This is a genomic window from Kordiimonas gwangyangensis DSM 19435 = JCM 12864 (genome assembly GCF_000375545.1).
Lineage (GTDB): Bacteria > Pseudomonadota > Alphaproteobacteria > Sphingomonadales > Kordiimonadaceae > Kordiimonas > Kordiimonas gwangyangensis.
This window is the reverse complement of sequence record NZ_AQXF01000005.1, coordinates 206,188-226,199: the sequence shown is the minus strand read 5'-3', so window position 1 is coordinate 226,199 and position 20,012 is coordinate 206,188. Positions and strand designations below refer to the sequence as shown.

Annotated in this window: 22 protein-coding genes; 7 read left to right on the top strand and 15 right to left on the bottom strand. The window is 56.6% G+C overall.

Going from position 1 to position 20,012, the window contains the following annotated elements; translation table 11 throughout:
• Window positions 1-46: 46 nt before the first annotated feature.
• Both feoB and B150_RS0115160 read right to left on the bottom strand, forming a co-directional pair.
• Window positions 47-1,888 carry a ferrous iron transporter B gene (gene feoB / locus B150_RS0115165; protein ID WP_020400793.1) on the bottom strand — a complete coding sequence of 614 codons (1,842 nt, stop codon included), beginning with the start codon at window positions 1,886-1,888 and terminating at the stop codon, window positions 47-49.
• Complete coding sequence (locus B150_RS0115160) at window positions 1,885-2,166, bottom strand: FeoA family protein (RefSeq protein WP_155860092.1); 282 nt, start codon at window positions 2,164-2,166, stop codon at window positions 1,885-1,887. Before B150_RS0115160 ends, feoB begins: the two co-directional genes overlap by 4 nt.
• A gap of 162 nt (window positions 2,167-2,328) precedes the next feature.
• On the opposite strand from B150_RS0115160, the gene B150_RS0115155 reads away from it, so the two are divergent.
• Window positions 2,329-3,603 (top strand): NAD(P)/FAD-dependent oxidoreductase, encoded by a 1,275-nt coding sequence (locus tag B150_RS0115155; RefSeq protein WP_020400791.1) that lies wholly within the window; start codon window positions 2,329-2,331, stop codon window positions 3,601-3,603.
• Window positions 3,604-3,612: 9 nt separating this feature from the next.
• Here B150_RS0115155 and B150_RS0115150 read toward each other — a convergent pair whose 3' ends face one another.
• From B150_RS0115150 to B150_RS0115125, 6 genes are all read right to left on the bottom strand, one after another.
• A complete protein-coding gene (locus tag B150_RS0115150) occupies window positions 3,613-4,074 on the bottom strand; it encodes a Dps family protein (RefSeq protein WP_020400790.1) in 462 nt (153 codons plus the stop codon).
• A gap of 86 nt (window positions 4,075-4,160) precedes the next feature.
• Window positions 4,161-4,820 (bottom strand): SdpI family protein, encoded by a 660-nt coding sequence (locus B150_RS21370; RefSeq protein WP_020400789.1) that lies wholly within the window; start codon window positions 4,818-4,820, stop codon window positions 4,161-4,163.
• Window positions 4,804-5,094 (bottom strand): autorepressor SdpR family transcription factor, encoded by a 291-nt coding sequence (locus tag B150_RS0115140; RefSeq protein WP_025895827.1) that lies wholly within the window; start codon window positions 5,092-5,094, stop codon window positions 4,804-4,806. The genes B150_RS21370 and B150_RS0115140 overlap by 17 nt, the downstream gene beginning before the upstream one ends.
• A 70-nt stretch (window positions 5,095-5,164) precedes the next feature.
• Window positions 5,165-6,001 carry an EamA family transporter gene (locus B150_RS0115135; protein WP_020400787.1) on the bottom strand — a complete coding sequence of 279 codons (837 nt, stop codon included), beginning with the start codon at window positions 5,999-6,001 and terminating at the stop codon, window positions 5,165-5,167.
• Window positions 6,002-6,022: 21 nt separating this feature from the next.
• Window positions 6,023-7,225 (bottom strand): pyridoxal phosphate-dependent aminotransferase, encoded by a 1,203-nt coding sequence (locus B150_RS0115130; protein ID WP_020400786.1) that lies wholly within the window; start codon window positions 7,223-7,225, stop codon window positions 6,023-6,025.
• A 457-nt stretch (window positions 7,226-7,682) separates the two neighbouring features.
• Complete coding sequence (locus tag B150_RS0115125; protein WP_020400785.1) at window positions 7,683-8,402, bottom strand: TorF family putative porin; 720 nt, start codon at window positions 8,400-8,402, stop codon at window positions 7,683-7,685.
• A gap of 331 nt (window positions 8,403-8,733) precedes the next feature.
• Between B150_RS0115125 and uvrB the strand changes: the two genes are divergently transcribed.
• The 3 genes from uvrB to B150_RS0115110 all read left to right on the top strand — a co-directional run bounded on the left by uvrB (window position 8,734) and on the right by B150_RS0115110 (window position 11,675).
• Window positions 8,734-10,878 (top strand): excinuclease ABC subunit UvrB, encoded by a 2,145-nt coding sequence (gene uvrB / locus B150_RS0115120; protein WP_020400784.1) that lies wholly within the window; start codon window positions 8,734-8,736, stop codon window positions 10,876-10,878.
• An 11-nt stretch (window positions 10,879-10,889) separates the two neighbouring features.
• Window positions 10,890-11,270: an MmcQ/YjbR family DNA-binding protein gene (locus B150_RS0115115; RefSeq protein ID WP_020400783.1), complete on the top strand. Its 381-nt coding sequence runs from the start codon at window positions 10,890-10,892 to the stop codon at window positions 11,268-11,270.
• Between the two features lie 90 nt (window positions 11,271-11,360).
• Entirely contained in the window at window positions 11,361-11,675 is a 315-nt protein-coding gene (locus B150_RS0115110; RefSeq protein WP_026168417.1) for a cupin, read from the top strand.
• Here the strand turns inward: B150_RS0115110 and B150_RS0115105 are convergent.
• The 3 genes from B150_RS0115105 to B150_RS21365 form a co-directional block, all read right to left on the bottom strand.
• The gene (locus tag B150_RS0115105) at window positions 11,672-12,514 is read right to left on the bottom strand and encodes a hypothetical protein (protein ID WP_155860091.1); all 843 of its coding nucleotides are present in this window, start codon (window positions 12,512-12,514) and stop codon (window positions 11,672-11,674) included. The two genes, B150_RS0115110 and B150_RS0115105, sit on opposite strands and share 4 nt — an antisense overlap.
• Before the next feature lie 82 nt (window positions 12,515-12,596).
• Window positions 12,597-13,091: a GNAT family N-acetyltransferase gene (locus B150_RS0115100; protein ID WP_020400780.1), complete on the bottom strand. Its 495-nt coding sequence runs from the start codon at window positions 13,089-13,091 to the stop codon at window positions 12,597-12,599.
• A 75-nt stretch (window positions 13,092-13,166) separates the two neighbouring features.
• The gene (locus B150_RS21365; RefSeq protein ID WP_020400779.1) at window positions 13,167-13,463 is read right to left on the bottom strand and encodes a hypothetical protein; all 297 of its coding nucleotides are present in this window, start codon (window positions 13,461-13,463) and stop codon (window positions 13,167-13,169) included.
• Between the two features lie 136 nt (window positions 13,464-13,599).
• Between B150_RS21365 and B150_RS0115090 the strand changes: the two genes are divergently transcribed.
• The 3 genes from B150_RS0115090 to B150_RS0115080 are packed head-to-tail and all read left to right on the top strand — an operon-like array spanning window position 13,600 to window position 15,093.
• Complete coding sequence (locus B150_RS0115090; protein WP_020400778.1) at window positions 13,600-14,031, top strand: MAPEG family protein; 432 nt, start codon at window positions 13,600-13,602, stop codon at window positions 14,029-14,031.
• A gap of 3 nt (window positions 14,032-14,034) precedes the next feature.
• On the top strand, window positions 14,035-14,577 hold the full coding sequence (locus B150_RS0115085) for a pyridoxamine 5'-phosphate oxidase family protein (protein WP_020400777.1): 543 nt from the start codon (window positions 14,035-14,037) through the stop codon (window positions 14,575-14,577).
• 6 nt (window positions 14,578-14,583) lie between these two features.
• Window positions 14,584-15,093 carry a hypothetical protein gene (locus B150_RS0115080; protein WP_020400776.1) on the top strand — a complete coding sequence of 170 codons (510 nt, stop codon included), beginning with the start codon at window positions 14,584-14,586 and terminating at the stop codon, window positions 15,091-15,093.
• Here the strand turns inward: B150_RS0115080 and B150_RS0115075 are convergent.
• The 4 genes from B150_RS0115075 to B150_RS22585 form a co-directional block, all read right to left on the bottom strand.
• Window positions 15,088-17,280, bottom strand: a complete 2,193-nt coding sequence (locus B150_RS0115075; protein ID WP_020400775.1) for a xanthine dehydrogenase family protein molybdopterin-binding subunit — start codon at window positions 17,278-17,280, stop codon at window positions 15,088-15,090. The genes B150_RS0115080 and B150_RS0115075 overlap by 6 nt on opposite strands.
• 11 nt (window positions 17,281-17,291) lie before the next feature.
• Window positions 17,292-17,759: a (2Fe-2S)-binding protein gene (locus B150_RS0115070; protein WP_020400774.1), complete on the bottom strand. Its 468-nt coding sequence runs from the start codon at window positions 17,757-17,759 to the stop codon at window positions 17,292-17,294.
• Between the two features lie 119 nt (window positions 17,760-17,878).
• Window positions 17,879-19,258: a glutamate--cysteine ligase gene (locus tag B150_RS0115065; protein ID WP_020400773.1), complete on the bottom strand. Its 1,380-nt coding sequence runs from the start codon at window positions 19,256-19,258 to the stop codon at window positions 17,879-17,881.
• Between the two features lie 123 nt (window positions 19,259-19,381).
• Window positions 19,382-19,921: a cysteine dioxygenase gene (locus tag B150_RS22585; protein WP_020400772.1), complete on the bottom strand. Its 540-nt coding sequence runs from the start codon at window positions 19,919-19,921 to the stop codon at window positions 19,382-19,384.
• Window positions 19,922-20,012 lie beyond the last annotated feature (91 nt).

Genomic DNA, 20,012 nt, shown 5'->3' with positions numbered 1-20,012 from the left:
ATGGGAGCGCCCGCAAGGCCCGTATGGAACCGTGCGGGACTTAAGCTTAGCTGAGGATCGCGCTTGAGAGGTGATAGGTCACAAACGATGCAAGGTACGCTAGCACGAACAGGTAGCCAACCATGAAGGACGCCCATTTCCAGCCGCCGGTTTCACGTTTGGCGACCGCAATGGTAGAAAGGCACTGCGGCGCGAACACAAACCACGCAAGGAAGGAGAAGGCTGTCGGCAGGCTCCACGCGTTATTGAGCGTGTGCACAAGCCCTTCCGCGATCATGTCTTCGTTGCCGGAAAGAGAATAGATGGTGCCAAGGGAGGCGACTGCCACTTCACGCGCGGCCATGCCGGGCACAAGCGCTGCCGAGATTTCCCAGTTGAAGCCGATGGGCGCAAAGATCACCTCAAGCCAGCCACCAATGATGCCGACAAAGCTGTAGGTGATATCCGGCTCCGTCGCGCCGACGGGCGGGTTCGGATAAGTTGACAGTATCCACAGGATAACCGTGGCGGACATGATCATGGTGCCAGCGCGGCGCAGGAAAATACGCGCGCGTTCATAAAGGCCCACAAGCACATAGCGCCAGTGCGGCGGCTGGTATTTCGGCAGCTCCAGCATGAAGACCTGCGTTTCGCCCTTGGTGATCGTGCGTTTCATGACGGCGGCCACAATGAGCGCAAATACGATACCCGCGAGATAAAGGATGAACATCACAAGGCCTTGCAGCCCGATACCGCCCCAGACAGGCATGTTAGGGATGAACGCCGCGATGATAACCGCATAAACAGGCAGGCGCGCCGAGCAGGTCATGAGGGGCGCAATCAGGATGGTGGTTAGCCGGTCCTTCGGGTCTGAGATGGTGCGCGCCGCCATGATGCCGGGGATTGCGCAGGCGAAGGACGAGAGAAGCGGGATGAACGCGCGGCCATTGAGGCCGACAGACGCCATCAGGCGGTCCATGAGGAAGGCTGCGCGTGCCATATAGCCCGAGCTTTCGAGCACAAGAATGAAGGCGAACAGGATCAGGATCTGCGGCAGGAACACGACGACGGCGCCAACGCCAGCGATAATGCCGTCATTGAAGAAGCTCAGCAGCCAGCCTTCCGAAAGTTGGCCCTCAAGGCCCGTCTGCAGGTAGGCAATGCCATCCTCAATCCAGCCCATCGGCGCTTCAGCCCAAGAGAATACCGCCTGGAACATGAAAAAGAGGATACCAAATAGAATGATGGGGCCGGCAATGCGGTTCAGAAGGATGCCGTCCAGCACGCGCGTGGTTTTGTGTCCAATGCCCTCGCTCAATGTAACGTCCGCAGCGATCTTGCGGGCAGCGCGCTGATGGTCCTTCACGCTTGTGCCAAAGTCGATGCGCGATTGTTCCGGGTTTGCAAGCACGTCATCAAGGGCAGCTTTGAGATCCGTCAGGCCCTTTTTGCGCACAGCGACGGTTTCAATAACCGGTACGCCAAGTTTTTGCGCGAGCTTGGCAGCGTCAATGCGGATTTCCTCACGTGCGGCAAGGTCTGTCATGTTGAGGGCAAGCACCATGGGCACGCCCGATGAACGCAGCTCGATGATAAAACGCAGGTGTTGTTCAAGGTTGGTGGCGTCCACCACGCAGAGAAGCGCCTGCGGCTTGCCTTCCGCGTGGTATTCACCACGGATGACGTCGCGGGTCACGGCTTCGTCAGGGCTACGCGGTGTGAGGCTATAGGTGCCGGGCAGGTCGATCAACTCGATCTCGTCGTTGCCAAGCATTGGTCCCGCCCGGCGTTCAACAGTGGCGCCCGGATAGTTGGCGACTTTCTGACGAAGGCCTGTAAGCGCGTTGAAAAGGGCCGACTTACCGCAGTTCGGGTTGCCGACGACAGCGACCAGCGTTGAGTTGCTCATACCAGTTGAACCTTGACGATGTTGGCTTCCTTGCGGCGTAGGGCAATGGTCATCTTGCCAACACGGACCGCAATGGGGTCACGCCCGAAAGGGCTTTGGTGCAGCACCTCAACTTCAAGGTTTTCCGCGAAGCCTATTTCACGCAGGCGGTCCGCGAGATCAGCCTGGGAGCCGTCCGCCGTGTCCGCCTCAAAATGTACAATCCGACCCCGTGTACCGGGACGCATGGCCCCAAGGCTTTCCAATAGCGTTTTTTCCATTGGGGTTGTCACATTCATGCTCGGCTCGCTCGTTTTACGCTGTCACTTATGGAATTACTTGAGAATGGTTCTCAATCTTGATTGGGTCATAGCATGGAAGGATTTGGGGGGCAAGCCAGAAGGAAGGGCTTCCAGCCTGCCAAGGGGCGCGATAAAGTGACGCGAGGGAGAGGAGCCACCATGGTAAAAAACTATCCGGACAGTTGGTATGCCGCGTCAGCATCATTGGGGGAGGTAGCACCTTCCCTTGAAGCCATTGAAGATGCTGACATTTGTGTGATCGGTGGCGGCTTCACTGGGCTTTCGGCGGCGCTTACGCTCGCGGAGGCGGGGCGGCAGGTGGTGCTACTTGAAGCGGCGCGTGTTGGCTGGGGCGCATCAGGCAGGAACGGTGGTCAGCTTATCCGTGGTTTTGTGGGGCAGGACCGTGTCGCCAAACATTGGGGCGCATCGCGTGCAAAGGATGTGCAGGATCTGACTTGGGCCGGGCATGACCTCATTCGCCGCCGTATTGACGAATATGATATCGACTGCGACTTGACGCCCGGCTGGCTGGAGGTGGCGCCAACGCCGCGGCAGCTTGCCATGCTCTATCACAGCTATAATGAGATGGAGACAACCTTCCCGGACCGGGGCTTCCACATGATGGGCGCACGAGAGCTTGCTGACACCATGGGCAGTGACAAATATCAAGGCGGGCTACTTAGCCTGTCCGATGGCCATTTGCACCCACTCAAGCTGTGTCTCGGCCTATATGAAGCATGTCTCAGGAAAGGTGTGCGTGTCTTTGAGTATAGCCCTGTTACCAGAATTGAAGAGGGTACGGTCGCGACCGTGCATACCGACAAGGGGCGGGTAAAGGCGAATCATGTGGTGCTTGCCGCCAATGCGCATCATGCCCTGTATCCGATGAAGCTGGGCGGACTTGCTTTCCCTGCGGGCAGTTTCCTGATCGCGACGGAGCCGTTACCTGACGATCAGTTGAACAGGCTGAACCCTAACCGCTATGCGATCTGCGATACGAAGAAGGTATGTGACTACTTCCGCATGTCAGCCGATGGCCGCGTGCTTTTCGGGGGGCGGGTAAACTTCTCTGGTCGTAAACCGAAGTCAATTCGCGACAAGCTGATGCCTCGTCTGCTTGCCATATGGCCGGAGCTTGAGGATGTGAAGGTCACACACGAATGGGGCGGCAAGCTTGGAGTGTCGCTTGGTGAAGTGCCGCTTGTTGGGCGCGTTGGCGACAATGTCTGGTACAGCTTTGGCTATACCGGCCACGGCGTGAACATGGGCAACCTGATGGGTGAGATTTTGGGTGAGGCAATCACCGGTCACATGGGCCGGTTTGAGCTTTTCGCCGGGGTGCCCAAACGGCGGCTGCCAATCGGGCGGTGGCTGGGTACGCAGGCGGTCTCAAGCGCTATATTCTACTATTGGCTCAAGGACCGCCTGTAGAGGCTTTGTTTAGCCGAGCATGGCACGCAGCATCCACTGAGCTTTCTCGTGCACCGTCAGGCGGTCGGTGAGGAGGCCTGCGGTCACATCATCGCTCGCGTCTGCGGCTGTTGCGATGATCGGGCGAATGCGCTCCGCAATTTTCGCATGAGCATCAACAAGCGACTGTACCATGTCTTCGGCAGATGCATTCTCATCACCGTCTGCAATGCTGCCAAGGCTCGCGAAGGCTTTCAGGCTCGCTGGTGCTTTGTGGCGCAGTGTGCGGATACGCTCTGCGATTTCGTCAATTGCTGGAGCAAGCTCCAGATATTGCGCTTCGGTCAGGGAGTGAACCGCCTGGAACATAGGGCCTGTCACGTTCCAGTGCACATTCTGGGTCAGTACATAGAGTTGCACGCTTTCAGCCAGCACTGGCTTCAGCGCTTCAGCAATTTTATTCTGGGCATCAGCTGTAAATTTCGTAGCCATGATTATGTCCTCCTTTGACGTGTTGAAACCAATATAAGGTTCCGCTCTCGGTGACGCCAATTGATTAGTTCTAATCAATAAATCGACTATATCGATTTATTGATCTTCTCGGCGCGCCATAACCACCAAGAGTATGTTACCGGCACCAAGACCATGATGGTGATAATGCCCATCATCAGTGTCAGTGCCATGACGGAAGTCAAAACCAGTGATAGTATTGCAATTGCGAGACCGCCCAGCACGAAGAGGCGGCTCCCCAAGCGGTGGGTCTTGTGCCATACCTGTTCGCTGGACAGCGTCCAAGGTGTGCGGATGCCCATGAAGAAGCCGGAGCGCAACTTGGGCAGATAGTTGCCTACAACGGCCAGCAACAGCCCGGTTGCGATCAGAATGGCATTGCTGCTCATGACATCGTATCCGAAAGCCTGCGCAATAAGCGCGGCTTCAAGCAGGCCCATGAAACCGATAATCGCGGTGGCGGTCGCACTGATCGCCTTGCCCGATTTTTCAAGATTAGCCTTACGCGGTTCGATAAACCGGAGGCAGGCGAAAACGGCCAACATGAGCAATTGTAGACCTGCCAGCGGCAATAGGGCTCCAAGGGGTGTCGCAGTGCCGTCTACCTCGCCATGAATGTTCCAGTGCACGGGTACTTCCGTCGCCGGGTCGAGCGCAAGACAGGCAAGCACCGCCGCGCCCATTGTCGCTGCGGTCATAATGCTGGCGGCTTTAAGCTTGATCTGCATCGCGGGTCTCCTCTTCTTGTGTGCCGAGAAGGCCAACCATAAGGGTCAACACATCCTCAACCACGCTTGTGTTCAGGCTATAGGTAATGGTGGTGCCGTCCCGCGAGGTGACTACAAGGTCGGCGGCTTTCAGCACATTGAAGTGGCCCGAAAGGGTAGATTTGGAGACCGGAATCCGGTCTCCAATCTCTCCCGCTGTCATGTCTCGGGTTTTTAGCAATTTGAGGATCTGCCGCCTTACGGGCGATGAGAGCGCATGGAATACGTCTGCCATTTCTGGACCCTATTTTGTTATTTCGCTAAATACCGAAATAATGACTGTGTATTGGTTTGTCAAGAGGAGGTTAGATAAGTTTCAAACCAACTGCCCCAAGGGCTATCAGGCTGACAGCAAGCACTTTCAGCGACGTTACTTTTTCCTTGAGCCACAGTGCGCCAATGAGAGTGGCGAAGAGAATGCTGGTTTCCCGGAGCGCAGCGATCTCGCCAATGGTGCCTACGCTGAGCGCATAGAGCGCGATGGCATATCCGGTATTGGCCATCAGTGACGCGGGCAAGCCATGGCGCCACGCACCGAGACACTGCCAAAGATAGCGCCGCCCGTGCCTGAGTGAGGTGTAGGTCATCAGGATGGGCGCAAAGGCAATGCCCGACCATATGACATAGGTGAGCGGGTTTTCGGCTGCCTTCACCGCCGTGCCATCGATCAAGGTGTAGGATGCAATCATGCACCCCGTGAGGATGGCAGCGCCAAGGCCCGCTCGGTTGCCGGTTTTGTTCCTGGTGGTCAGGAAGATGCCCGAGACAAGGACGAGAACGGCCACGAACTCAAGGGGGTCAAAATCGCCGGGCAGGAAAAAGAGACTAAAGACGGCGACAAGGAGCGGCCCCAACCCGCGGGCGATAGGGTAGACAAAGGTCAGTTCTCCTACATCCAGTGCGCGCGTTAGAGATAGCTGATAGATTAGGTGAATGGCGGTGGACGCTGCGATAAAGGCCATCATGCTGGCATCCGGGAGTGGTGCGAGCGGGATGAGGGGTAGGTACAAAAGCCCGCCCCAGCCGGAAATGAAAACCATGGCCGCCATTTTATCGGGCGAGCGTTTGACCATGGCATTCCAGACCGCATGCAGCGCGGCTGAGGTAAGGATAAGCACGGTGGCGAGGGTGCTCGGCTCCATCGTGCTTATCTCCAGGTCTACTTACTTGAGGCGGGCACAGGCTTCCTGAATGCGGGTGCAGGCTTTTGTCAGCGCCTCGGTGGAGGTGGCGTAGGATACGCGGAAGTGAGGGCTAAGGCCGAAGGCTTCCCCGTGCACCGCTGCAACGCCGTAATCCTCAAGGATATAGGTGACGAAGTCTTCATCCGTCTCGATCACTTTGCCGCTTGGTGTTTTTTTGCCGATGCAGCCCGCGATGGACGGGTAGACATAAAACGCGCCTTCGGGCGTCGGGCAGGTGATGCCGTCCGCCTCATTGAGCAGGTTTACCACAAGGTCACGCCGCGTCTGGAAGGTTGCGGCCCGGTCCTTCAGGAAATCCTGCGGCCCAAGAAGTGCACCAACGGTCGCCGCCATGCTGATGGAGCATGGGTTCGATGTGCTTTGGCTTTGTACTTTTGCCATCGCCTTGATAAGCTTGGCGTCACCGCCCGCATACCCAATGCGCCAGCCGGTCATGGCATAAGCTTTTGCAACGCCGTTCATGGTGAGTGTGCGGTGTGCGAGATCGGGCATTACCTGAGCGAAACTTTTGAAGGTGAAACCCTCATAGGTGATGTGCTCGTAAATGTCGTCCGCGAAGATCCAGACATGCTCGTGCCGTCTCAAGACCTCGCCAATCGCCTTGATCTCGTCTTCCGTATAAGCCGCGCCCGACGGGTTCGAGGGCGAGTTGAAGATGAGCCATTTGGTTTTCGGCGTAATCGCTGCCTCAAGTGCCTCTGGTGTCATCTTAAAGCCGGTCTCGATCGAAGACGGCACAAACACAGGCGTGCCACCGGCGAGCAGGGTAATATCAGGATAGCTGACCCAGTAGGGTGCCGGGATCACCACCTCATCCCCCGGGTTAAGCGTGGCGACCATCGCGTTATAAATGGTGTGCTTGCCGCCTGAGTTTACGGTGATCTGGTTTGCTGTGAAGGTCAGGCCGTTTTCGCGCTTGAATTTCTCAATCACCGCTGCCTTGCAGGCAGGCGTACCGTCCACGGCGGTATATTTGGTCTGGCCATCCCAGATAGCCTTGATGGCCGCTTCCTTGATGTGGTCGGGCGTATCGAAATCCGGCTCCCCGGCGCCAAGGCCAATCACGTCCTTACCGGCAGCCTTCAGCTCCTGCGCTTTGGTGGAAACGGCAATAGTGGGCGATGGTTTGATACGGTCAAGCGACGCGGACAGAAAAGACATGGGGATGGGTCCTGAAAAGCCATGAAAATAGGGCCGCAGAATAGCAAAGGAAATAATAGCCGCAATGGTTAGTTGCGACATTTTTGCGATATTTCTGCGCAGAACGCGCAATTTTGTTTTCAGGGAAGTGAAGGGAAGGTGGCATACCGGCCAGGCTTGCGTCAATAGCCTGGCCGGTATGCCAGGGGAGGGATGAGCGCAAGACTGGGAAGGTAGTCTTCGCGCGCTCAAATGCCACTTTCATGGCAGATACAGGGGGTGAAGGTCAGCACCGGGTCCTGTATCTTCTCTTCGGGGTAGAAGCAGGGAAGGTTGCTTGCTACCCCCTCACGCCCGTGAGTATGACGGGCAGCGCATCAGGAAATGAAGGTCGGCATTTCCGATGCGTCGGGGAAGGCGGCTCATAGTGCCCTTTGGGTGGGAAGGTACCCGTCCGGGCGAGCCGCAGTCCTCTCTCCTAGAAGCTTGCTGACAGCATGCCGACGATCGCCCCCTTGCCGATGCCAGAAACGTTGGTGTCCACGTAGCTTACTGAGAGAGAGAATTGTTCAAAGGCATAGGCAACTCCTGCGTTCCAATCCCATTTGTCATTACCGAATGCGCCGTCCTCATACGCCAAGTGACCGGAGAGGGAGAAAGGGGTATCTCCCAGAGGAACGCTTGCATCCACATATGCGTAAATATTGTCTGTGCCGCCGACATTGTCCTGGTCCCACACATAGGCTGCGCCCAGTGTCCAGTCGACGATGCCTGCAGTCCCCCCGATCGAGCTGTAGAGCTCAAGGTAGTAGGTCCCTTTAGAACCGGGGTAGGTGTAGGCTAGGAGGCCGACATCGAAGGTAAGGCCTTCGATCTCGGTCGCGTAGCCGCCGTAGATATCCATCTCGAATTCCGAGCCGGCGTAACTTTCAATTGAGGAGCCCCATGTGCCGATGTAAAATCCGCTTTCATGGCTCACGTCGAAGCCACCCTGAATGGCAGGGTCGTGGTTGGAGAGCGAAAGGCCGCGGAAGCGGTATTCCGTTACGATCGCCGCATTCGCGGAGAATGAGAACGGGCTCGTGCTCTCCTGCGCTGATGCGCCTGTTGAAATGGTTGGCGCAACTGCACCGATTGCAAGCGCCGCGAGAGCGCAAGTGGACCTGAACTTCGAACTAGAGAACAAAAACTTGGGCATGGTGTTCCTCCAGCAATTAAAAAGTATTTTTATCTTTGTCGCCCTCTTACCAGCAAGCTGTGTGCCAGATTCAAAATTAAAGTTATCTAATTGAAATATAATGATATTTATTTTATGGGTGCATATATGGCTCTATATGTATGCACACAAAATAAACAGTGATTAAAAAACGAGCATACATTTATTGTGCAGATTTCATTCAGGCCTTGAAAACAAACAGTGAACAAGGCACTGTGTCCCCAAAGCTTGTGTGCGCACCGTGCGAATTTTGTGCGAGCACTGAAAATCCAAAAGCCAGTCACGAAACCTGAAGCCAGTCGAGGAAGATGTCATGATCCCCAATGATGCGACCGTACCCTTTGTGCCTCACCGGCCCGAGCGGCCGGAAAAGTCCGAAGGCGGCATCGCGTTTGAGCTGGTGTCCGAATTCAAGCCGTCCGGCGACCAGCCGACGGCGATCAAGGAACTGGTGGAGGGCATCAACGCGCGGGAGCGAGATCAGGTGCTTCTAGGTGTCACTGGCTCAGGTAAAACCTATACCATGGCCAAGGTGATTGAGGCGACGCAGCGCCCGGCGCTTATCCTCGCGCCCAACAAAACCCTCGCCGCGCAGCTCTATGGGGAGTTCAAGAGCTTCTTCCCCAATAATGCGGTCGAATATTTTGTCTCCTACTATGACTATTACCAGCCGGAAGCCTATGTCCCGCGCACTGATACGTTTGTTGAGAAGGAAGCGACGATCAACGAGCAGATCGACCGTATGCGCCACTCCGCCACCCGCGCGGTCTTGGAGCGGGACGATGTGATCATCGTCGCATCGGTGTCCTGTATCTACGGTATCGGTTCCGTTGAGACCTATACCGCCATGACCTTTGCGCTCCGGAAAGGCATGGAGGTTGACCAGCGGGAGCTCTTGCGCCGCCTTGTGGCGATGCAATACACCCGGAATGATACCGCCTTCCAGCGCGGCACCTTCCGCGTACGCGGTGATGTGATCGACATCTTCCCGTCCCACTATGAAGATCGTGCGTGGCGGCTGATGATGTTTGGTGACGAGATTGAGGAGATTGTCGAGTTTGACCCGCTGACGGGCGAAAAGTCAGCCACGCTCGACATGGTGAAAGTTTACGCTAACAGCCACTATGTGACCCCACGCCCGACACTTGATCAGGCTATCAAGTCGATCAAGGCCGAGCTGACGCATCGGCTGAAATGGTACGAGGAGCGTGGCCGTATCCTTGAGAGTCAGCGGCTTGAGCAGCGCACGCGCTTCGACCTTGAGATGATGGAAGCTACGGGCACCTGTGCAGGCATTGAGAACTACAGCCGGTATCTCACCGGCCGTAATCCGGGTGAGCCCCCGCCGACCCTTTTTGAATATATCCCCGAAAACGCGCTCCTGTTTGTCGACGAGAGCCACGTGAGCGTTAGCCAGATTGGCGGCATGAGCCGGGGTGACGCCAGGCGCAAATCCGTGCTCGCGGACTATGGCTTTCGTCTGCCGTCTTGTATGGACAACCGCCCGCTCAAGTTCGAGGAATGGGACGCGATGCGCCCGCAGTCGCTTTATGTGTCGGCCACGCCGGGCGACTGGGAGATGGAGCGCACAGGCGGCGTGTTCACCGAACAGGTGATCCGCCCGACTGGCCTGATTGATCCCGAGATCGACATACGCCCCGTTGACACACAGGTCGACGACCTGATGCACGAGGCACGCAAAATGGCCGACAAGGGCATGCGTGTGCTCGTGACCACGCTCACCAAGCGCATGGCCGAAGACCTGACCGAATACCTGCATGAAAACGGTGTGAAGGTGCGCTACATGCACTCGGATATCGACACCTTGGAACGGATCGAGATCATCCGTGACCTGCGCCTTGGCGCATTCGATGTTCTTGTGGGCATCAACCTGCTGCGAGAGGGCCTTGATATCCCGGAGTGTGGCTTGGTCGCCATTCTGGACGCGGACAAGGAAGGTTTCCTGCGCTCGGAACGCTCGCTTATCCAGACCATCGGCCGCGCGGCGCGGAACGCGGAGGGTCGGGTTATCCTTTATGCCGACAAGATCACCGGCTCGATGGAAAAGGCGATCGACGAGACCAACCGCCGCCGTGCCAAGCAGGTTGCCTATAATGAGGAACACGGCATCACGCCAACGACGGTGAAGAAAAATGTGGGCGACTTGATGGCCCATGTGGCGGCGGGCGATTATGTCACCGTCGATATCGGCGAGGATGCGGCGCATCTCGTCGGCTCCAACCTCAAGAAACACCTTGAGGGGCTTAACGCCAAAATGCGCGAAGCGGCTGAGAACCTTGAGTTCGAGGAAGCCGCGCGGCTCAGGGACGAAATCCGCAAGCTTGAGGCTGGCGAACTGGGTATTGAGGACAAACGCCTCAAACCCAAAGGCCGCGCCACCGGCGGCCGCCCCGGCACGCGCACCAAAAAAGCCAAATCCCACAACAAGATGTATTGAGGGGAGCCATCATGACCCGCGATGAATTTGATGCTTACTGCGGCAGCCTTAAGGCGACGACCCATGTGGTGCAGTGGGGCGGGGCGAGCGTTTGGAAAGTGGGTGGCAAGATATTTGCCATCTGCTCCAACTGGGGGCCGGAGGAGAAAGAGACGGACGATGTGACTGCGCCAGCTCGCATTTCCTTCAAATGTTCAGACCTCAGTTACCAGATCCTGTGTGAGCTTGAGGGTATTATCCCCGCACCTTACCTCGCGCGGGCCAAATGGGTGCAGGCCTATGAAGGCGCGCTTTCAGAAGAAGACCTCAAAAGTTATATCACCGACGCGCACGACATAATCGCCTCAAAACTGACGAAAAAGAGGCAGCACGAGCTTGGGCTAATCGCTTAAGCCATCAAGTCTGGCAGAACTAACGCATCATTTGGCAGTCGCGCCATGTGGGCGCGTGCTATCCTTCACCCTCATGATATGAGGATGGCCATGCAGTTTATTACCCCTGAAGAGTTCACCGGCGACCGTGCCTGGGCCGCGCTTGATATCGCGGATATCGAGGGCGCGAGCGTGCGCCTGCACTGGACCGACAAGCCCTATAAGTGGCATGTCAACGATGGCGATGAGGTCTTTGTGGTGCTCACCGGCGAGGTGGATATGCGCTACCGCGACGGTGGAGGCGCAGAACACGTCTACCGTATGCTGCCGGGTGACATATACCACGCAGGGGCAGGTGATGCCCATGTGGCGCACCCCATAGGCCCCGCGCGTGTTCTGGTGATTGAGAAAAAAGGCAGCATCTAGCGCTTGTTTACCATCTCTCTGGCTTTTGCGAGCGCTGCGATATTTTGCACATCGTCGGCGAATAGGCCGGTTTCGTCATGCAGGCGGAGGATGTAGGCAGCCAGAAGTGATGTGGGGACGATGTAACGTTGGCTTGGCCCGTTTGGGCTTGTGAGATAGAGTTCGATCGGCAGGTCTAGCTCAAGCGCGCGGCGGATATGCGTGTGCGAAAGCGGTAAGCTCACGCGTTCCGTGAAAGCACATTTATCCATCCAGATATAATCACCGCTATAGCCAACCAGTTTCTTGACCGGCTGGCAATAAGCGATGGAGCGTTTGTCGAGCGTAACATCTGCGGGCGTGCCGTCTTTGAAGTGCGCCCGTTCGTAGCCACGCCAAAGGCGCTCCTCTTTCACCCGGCCAAGGCCGTCCTCCTCGCTGATATCATACATGACGGAGACTGAAAGTTGATGGCGTGCGCCCATCTCACTGCCGTGGGTGAAGAGGATGTAGTCGTCCGAGGCGTTGTCGCCGCTTACGAAAAACGGGTCGCGCACCTCATAAGGAGTGGTTGCATGTGCGGTGAAGGCGCGGTCGGGCCCGTCGAAGGCAACCTCTGTATATTTGTAGTAGTGGCGGATATTCTTGGCGCGCTGTTTTTCGAACTTGGTGCGCTGCTTTAAATGGCCGCGCGCTTGGTCATATTGCAGCTTCTCGTCAGCAGTAAGGGCTGCCCGGTCGATGGCCGCAAGTTCGGCGCCTGTCATCGAACAATAGCTGCTGTAGCAGGGAGCCGGTTTCTCAGCTATGCAGGCGACGAGGGCAAAAGCTGCGAGCGGAGCCAGAATTCTCGTGTACATTATATCCCCCTAACTCTTTGTTCTTGAAAAGAACATAAAGGGAACAAATGCAAGCTGCAATAGTTTTGTAACGACCGCTGGTTTAGAGGCCGACCGTATTACTGCGTTTTTCCATGAGCATGACGTTTTTCCAAACCCCATTCAGGTTACCCAGGCGTTCACGCACCCCCACTGTGCGGAACCCGCATGCTTCATGTAGTGCGATAGACGCTTTGTTTTCCTCGAATATGCCTGCCTGCATAGTCCAGACACCAAGCGTTTCCGAGCGGGTTGCCAATGCATTCAATAACAGCTTGCCGACACCCTTGCCGCGCGCGCTTGCCGCAACATAGACACTCACTTCGGCGACACCACGGTAGGCGCAGCGGTCAGACACGGGCCACAGCAGAGCCCAGCCACAGACCGTGCCGTCACTTGCTTCCGCGACAAGTTGCGAATTTTTCACGCTGGTATTGGTCCAGGCGTCTTCACTTTTCGGGGAGGTCTCGAAGGTGGCAAAACCGGTGCGGATGCCTTCCATATATATGGCTTCCACAACGGGCCAGTCGGCTGGCCTGAAATCACGAACAAGCGTCATAGGCTCATGTCCATCAACAGGTTTCTATGACAAAACGATGCCAGCCTTTAAGCACGCAGGCAAGCCGGTAGGCTATCAGGGTATGCTCTTGTCACGGTGGTTGTCGGTCCGGGTCAGGACGCGCTGAATGAAGTGTGGCAGGCGCGGGGTGATGGCCCGGATGTGGGCGTTGGCGCGTGGGTAACGCCCTCGGGTCCGCTTGATGAAACGCAGCATGCGCGGGTTGAACGCCGCGACCGCAAGGCCAAGCGCGATAAGGATTACCCCGGTCGGGATCGGCAATGGCAACGTTATCGCGCCGAGTATCAGCAGCACGATGCTGAGGGGCAGGGCAATCCAGCGCAGCAGAAATTTCAACCGTTTTTTGTTCATACGCACGTACCTCAGGGTGGGACTTTCCCCTTTAAGTGGATTGTGCCACACAATTATGAAGCTTGGCTTTATGGTGGCTTTTTGAAAGGACCTGTGGCTAAATTCACACAGATTTGATCATTCCGGGGAGGGAATCATGAATGTGAATATGGATATGATGGGGCCAATTTTGGCACAGGTGATCCTGTCGCTAATCGTGCTGTTGTATATGGCCTCACGGCGGTTGCCGGCGCTTGCCGCCCGCAGGCCGTCGCCAGAGCAGCTGCAACAGCGCAAGACCTATGATGAAGAACTGCCGGCCTCGGCGCGTTTCCCGTCAGAAAACTACAAGAACCTGTTTGAGCTGCCGGTACTCTTTTTTGTGCTCAGCTTCTGTGCGCTCATCACCGGGCTTGGCGGCACCATGATGGTGACGCTCGCGTGGATTTTTGTTGCCACAAGGGTTGTGCACAGCCTGATCCACTGCACATATAACAATGTCATGCATCGCTTCCTCGTTTTCCTCCTTGGGGTCCTCGTGGTGATCGTGATGCTTCTTCTTCTCATCATGCGATTTTGGATGGCATAATTCATGGCTGATTTTACCGATCACATCACCGACAAACACGCCGAGTTCATCAAGGCTCAGCCCATCTTCTTCACGGCAACGGCGTGCGCGACGGGCCGCATCAACTTAAGTCCCAAGGGCATGGACTGTTTCCGTGTGCTGGGGCCAAACCTGTGCGGTTATCTGGATGTGACAGGTAGCGGTAATGAGACATCCGCCCATATCAAAAACGATGGGCGGATTACCGTTATGTTCAATAGCTTCACACGGAATGCGCTTATCCTGCGGCTTTACGGCAAAGGTCGCGTGGTGCGCCCGCACCATGAAGGTTTTGACGAACTGGCGGCAAACTTTCCGGAGCTGCCCGGTGCGCGACAGATCATCCTGATCGATGTGGAAAGTGTGCAGACCAGTTGTGGTTACGGGGTGCCGGAAATGGAAATGAAGGCCGAGCGCCAGACCCTCAAGAAATGGGCGCAAGGCAAGGGTGATGACGGTATCGACACCTACCAGAAGAAAAATAATGTCACCTCAATTGATGGCTTTGATGCCGGACTGATGGATTAACGCTGAATGGTTCAAGTCTTTGAAGATGATAACCGGTTGGTTGTCATTCGGTCCCACCTGAACGCAGCGGAAGGGCGCTTGATGCGTACGCTTCTCGATGCGCGCGGCATTCACGCCTTTCTGGCCGGCGAAAACGTGGCGGGCATGAATGAAGGCCTGTTCGCGAACTTGATGGTGCGGGCAGGCGATCGGCAATTCGCCGAGGAAATCCTCAGCAATGTAACGGCGCTACCTGCCCAAGTGCGTCATGACCCTGACGGGGAAGAGTTGGCATGCAAGCGTTGCGGTTCCCAGCGCGTGCACCCCTATGTCGGCCCTCTGCCGACATCAGTGCCCTTCATGCGCCCAAACGCCGCGCCCGAAGATGCCTGCTACCATTGCCTTGAGTGTGGCAGCTATTATAGCGAAAAGCGGCCACGGTTTTCGAGCCTGTCACTCGCGCTCGCGTGGGGTGGCATACTGGCGCTTGCCACCCTTGGCGCGCTTTGGGTGATCAACTTCCTGCAGGCCTTATAAGCTCTCGACGATCGGCAGGCGGCGAATACGTTTGCCGCTCGCGCGGTAAATCGCGTTTGTGAGTGCCGGAATGAACGGTGGCAGCGAAGTCTCCCCCGTGCCCCGCGGCGTATCATCACCGTGGTCGAGGATATGGATGTTGATCTCTTCAGGTGCTTCCGCCATGCGCAATTTGCGGTAGGTGTCGAAGTTATTGGTGACAGGCACGCCCTTCTCGAACACCATATTCCCGTACTTGGCTGCACACAGGCCGTCGATGATTCCGCTTTCTACTTGTGCACGGATACCAAGCGGGTTGACGGCAAGGCCACAATCAATCGCGCTTGTCACCTTCACGACGCGGAAGTCCTTCTCACCCTTCATGGCAACTTCTACCACATGTGCACACAGGCTGTGGTGGGTCTGGAACACGGCAATGCCGCGGCCATGGCCTGCGGGCAGGACATTCCGGTACCCGGACTCTTCCGCGACCTTTTCAAGTGCCGCGACGTGGCGGCTCAGGTCGAGGGTCAGGTTGGGCCAGTTTTTCATCTCAACCGTCGCTTTGGAACGGAACAGGGCCAGCATGAAATCAAGTGTGTCCTGGCCAGCGGCTTCCGCAAGCTCGTCAATGAAGCTTTGTGTCACCCATGAGCGCACGTTGCTACCCGGCCCGCGCCACGCGCCGGTCGACAAGGCTGTGGGCAGCAGGAGCCATTCGCCAAGGTAATTGTCCACAAGGCCGCAGGGGATTTCCTGCGTTGCGCTGGAGAAACGGCCGTCCGCCGCGACACGGATGTGCAGAGCATTCATTTTGCCCGACGCATCAAGGCCACCGCGCAGTTTGTAGAAGGCCATATGGTTGTAAAAGTCCTGTTCCATTTCGTCTTCGCGTGACCAGGTGACCTTTACGGGCTTGCCAAGTTTTTGTGACAGGAAGCACGCTTCTTGGATGAAGTCCTTCTCGAACTTGCGGCCAAAGCCAGTGCCGATACGGTAGAAGTTCGCCTTGATGTTTCCCGCGGGAATATTGGTCGCCTCGGACGCGGCATTGATCGCCACGTCCATGAACTGGTGGCCCACCCAGATTTCAGCACTGTCGGCTTTCACATCCGCCACGCAGCTATGGGGTTCCATACAGGTGTGCGCCCAGTTGGGGTGGCTATAGGTAGCCTCCAATGTTTTGCTGGCGCGGCTCAGTGCGCCTTCGATGTCACCGTCGCGTACGGTTTCGGTCATTGATGCACTATCAAGCGCTTCCATGCCGATTTTCATGAAATGGGCGCTGTCAGTGTTCATTGCGTAGGAGCCGTCCCATTCGATCTCAAGCGCGTTCGCCGCCTTGCGTGCAGTCCAGTAGCTGTTGGCTACCACAGCAACACCGGCGGCAACGAGGCGGCGTTCTTTGGGGTCGGCGGGCAGGCGTGGCATGTCAATAACATCCACGATGCCCGGCTTGCCGCGCAGCGTTTTGCCGTTATGGCTCACAAGCCCGCCGCGCAGGTGTGGGCAGCGCCGGATGGCGACATGCAGCATGCCGGGCACATCCTGATCGATACCGTAAATCGGCTTGCCGGTTACAATGTCGGATGAGGCCACATTCCTGCGGTCGCGACCAATCACGCGTCGCTCAGCTGCGGGTTTTAACGCGACTTCTTCAAGGTTCGGCTCAGCCGCGGCTTGCACTTTGTCTACAAGCTTGGCGTATGTGATTTGAGTGCCAGTCTTGGCATTGATAACCCGCGCACCTTTCGTGGTGAGATCAGCCTTGTCGGCCTTCATCTCGCGCGCTGCTGCGTCAATCAACAGGGAACGGGCATAGGCCGCCGTTTGCCGGAGGGGCATCCACACTTCTGCCATGGCCAAGCTGCCACCAGTACCTTGATGAAGCTTGCCGAACTGGGCTTTGCCTTCATCGTTGATGCTACCAACAAAGGACATCAGTTCCACGCGCACATGCTCAAGTGCGATATCCAGTTCCTCGGCTACGAGTTGCGCGGCACCGGTGAGCATGCCTTGACCCATGTCTGGTACGGGTACACAGAGGACTGCATAGCCGTTTGCATCTACCTTCAGGACAGGCGGCATGCTGCCGCCCATAAGAGTGTCAGATGCCAGCAGGCTCGGTGTTTTGCTGACGATGACGGAAAAAGCACCAAGGCTTGCACTGGCTTGCAGGAAACGCCTGCGGGAAACATGAGTGTTCATTGCTTCTCTCCTCAGGCTTGTTGCATCTTGCTAGCGGCAAGTTTGATGGCTTTGCGAATGCGGTGGTATGTCCCGCAGCGGCAAAGATTTGTTACGCCCTCATTGATGTCGTCATCGCTGGGGTTGGGATTGCTTTTGAGAAGGGCGGCCGTCGCCATGATCTGGCCTGCCTGACAGTAGCCACATTGGGGGACATCTTCCTCAATCCAGGCTTCTTGAACCGGGTGAAGCTTGTCACCCTGTGCAAGGCCTTCGATGGTGGTAACGTTGGCGCCATCCAGTGAGGCCATGGGGAGCGAGCAACTGCGCACCGCTTCACCGTCAACATGAACGGTGCAAGCACCACACTGACCAATACCACACCCAAATTTGGTGCCCTTAAGGCCTGCTTCATCCCGTAAATGCCACAGAAGCGGCATGTCTTCATCGCCGTCGAACATCTGTTCGCGACCGTTGATGGAAAATGTGATGGATGCCACAGCTTTTCTCCCCGCCTGAAAATCCACTGGATATTATTGGGGAAGTGTACGTGACATTATAACGTCTGTCGCGACGCTTCGTCGCGAACAGATGTCATTTCATCGCATTTTCGGCTGCGTTAGTAGCTGAGCGCCTCGAATACACGTTTTGCATCGCCGCCCCACACACCGTTGAGCTTGTGCAAAATCTGGTCCGCCGGGGTCATGCCGGTGTCGGCACTTTCCCACAGCGAATTCAGGAAGCCCTGCTCGGTTTCACCGCTGGACGACAAGCGCGACCGGTTGCGGAGGCCTTTGTCAGCGATGGTCAGGACTTCCTTGGCGAGGTCAGTAAACGCGCGACCGCCAATCTCGGTTGTGAGGCCTTTTTGTGGTACGTCTGCACGCATTTGTGCAACGTCTGCAGGTGTCCAACCCTTGATCAGGTCTCTCGCGGCGTCCTGAGCTTCGGTGTCATAAAGAAGACCCACCCACAACGCAGGCAGGGCACAGAGGCGTGACCATGGCCCGCCGTCAGCGCCGCGCATCTCAAGGAACGTCTTGAGCCGCACTTCCGGGAACAAGGTGGTCATATGGTCTTTCCAGTCCTCAATGGTCGGCACCTCGCCCGGCAGGGCAGGGAGGCGGCCAGCCATGAAGTCACGGAAGCTTTGGCCGGAGGCATCAATATAGCGGCCATTCCGGCGGACAAAATACATTGGCACGTCAAGTACGTGGTCAACCCAGCGCTCAAAGCCCATGCCGTCTTCAAAGACGAAGGGCAGTGTGCCGCAGCGGTCAGGGTCTGTGTCGGTCCAAACGTGGCTTCTGAGGCTGCGGAAGCCATTCGGACGGCCTTCCTTGAGGGGAGAGTTGGCGAATAGCGCAGTCGCGAGCGGCTGTAGTGCGAGCGAGATGCGGAATTTTTCCACCATATCGGCTTCGCTGGCGAAGTCGAGGTTCACCTGTACCGTACAGGTGCGCAGCATCATATCAAGTCCCATGCTACCGCGCTTCGGCATGTAGGAGCGCATGATGTCATAGCGCGCCTTTGGCATCACCGGCACGTCTTCGCGTTTGAGCGTGGGGTGGAAACCAAGGCCGAGGAAACCGATGTCGAGCCGCTCACCAATTTCACGCGCTTCGCGGAGGTGGGTGGATGTCTCATCGCAGGTCTGGTGAATGTTTTCGAGCATGGCGCCGGAGAGTTCGAACTGCCCGCCGGGTTCAAGGGTGATGGACGCACCGTTTTTGGTGGCGGCAATCAGATTGTCGCCTTCAAGAACGGGATTCCAGCCAATGTTGACAAAGCCTTGCAGTACGTCGCGAATACCAGGCTTGCCGTTCTCGCCAGTATAGGAGAGAGGGCCGAAGCCATCGCGGTGGAAGATGAACTTTTCATGCTCCGAGCCGATGCGCCACGAAGAGCGATCAGGCTTGTTGCCTGTTTCTAGATACTCGACAAGCTGCGCCTTGCTTTCAACAAGGCGCTCGTCAGACAGTGCGCTTGGGCTGGACATAGATGATGGGTCCCTGAACCTTAACCTTTACGTAAAAGAAGTAAGGCGTAGATAAGGGGCAATCAAGATATGTAAAGCGGTTTCACGCGATGGTGAGACAGCTTTATGAATTTTGTGCTGTTCTCAGTGCTGGTACGGAACGTTGATAGCAAAAGGATTTTCCGACAAATCCATGCCGTAAATATGCAGTGTATGAGAAATTCTATCGGTCGGGTTAAATAATCTATGGATACCGCAGGGGTTGGGGTCCACACTTGCGACTGCCCCTTTGCCGGCGCGAATGACGCCCGTGCTTTCAACGGATTTGCAGTCACAATCCGTCTTGTAGGTTTCGCATCCAATCTCACCGTCAACCACGCCAACGCAGCCCCACGCATTGTGGCCGTGCACTGGTGTGCAAGCGCCCGGCATCCAGCGGAGTGCAAGAACACTGAACAGCCCGTCCGGGTGAGTGTAAAGAAGCTTGCGCGCGTAGCCGCGTTCGTTGGGTTCAACATCCACAAGGCTGGCGACATCAATATAAGGAAGGGCGAGGCGCATCAGGCTCTCCGTCGCAGAACGGCAAAGCTTGGAACCTACCGTGCGCGTCATCACGTCCGTCTCGCTAATCAGGCGCGACAGGCTTTGCGGGCCGGTAAAGAGTGCGGTTCCATCCATTGCCATTGGCTTAGTCCCCTTGTCCCAAGATTGGTTCAATATGAGGAACACTATACCAATAATCGCCTGATAAATGTTTGCGAAGTTGCGTTTCGAT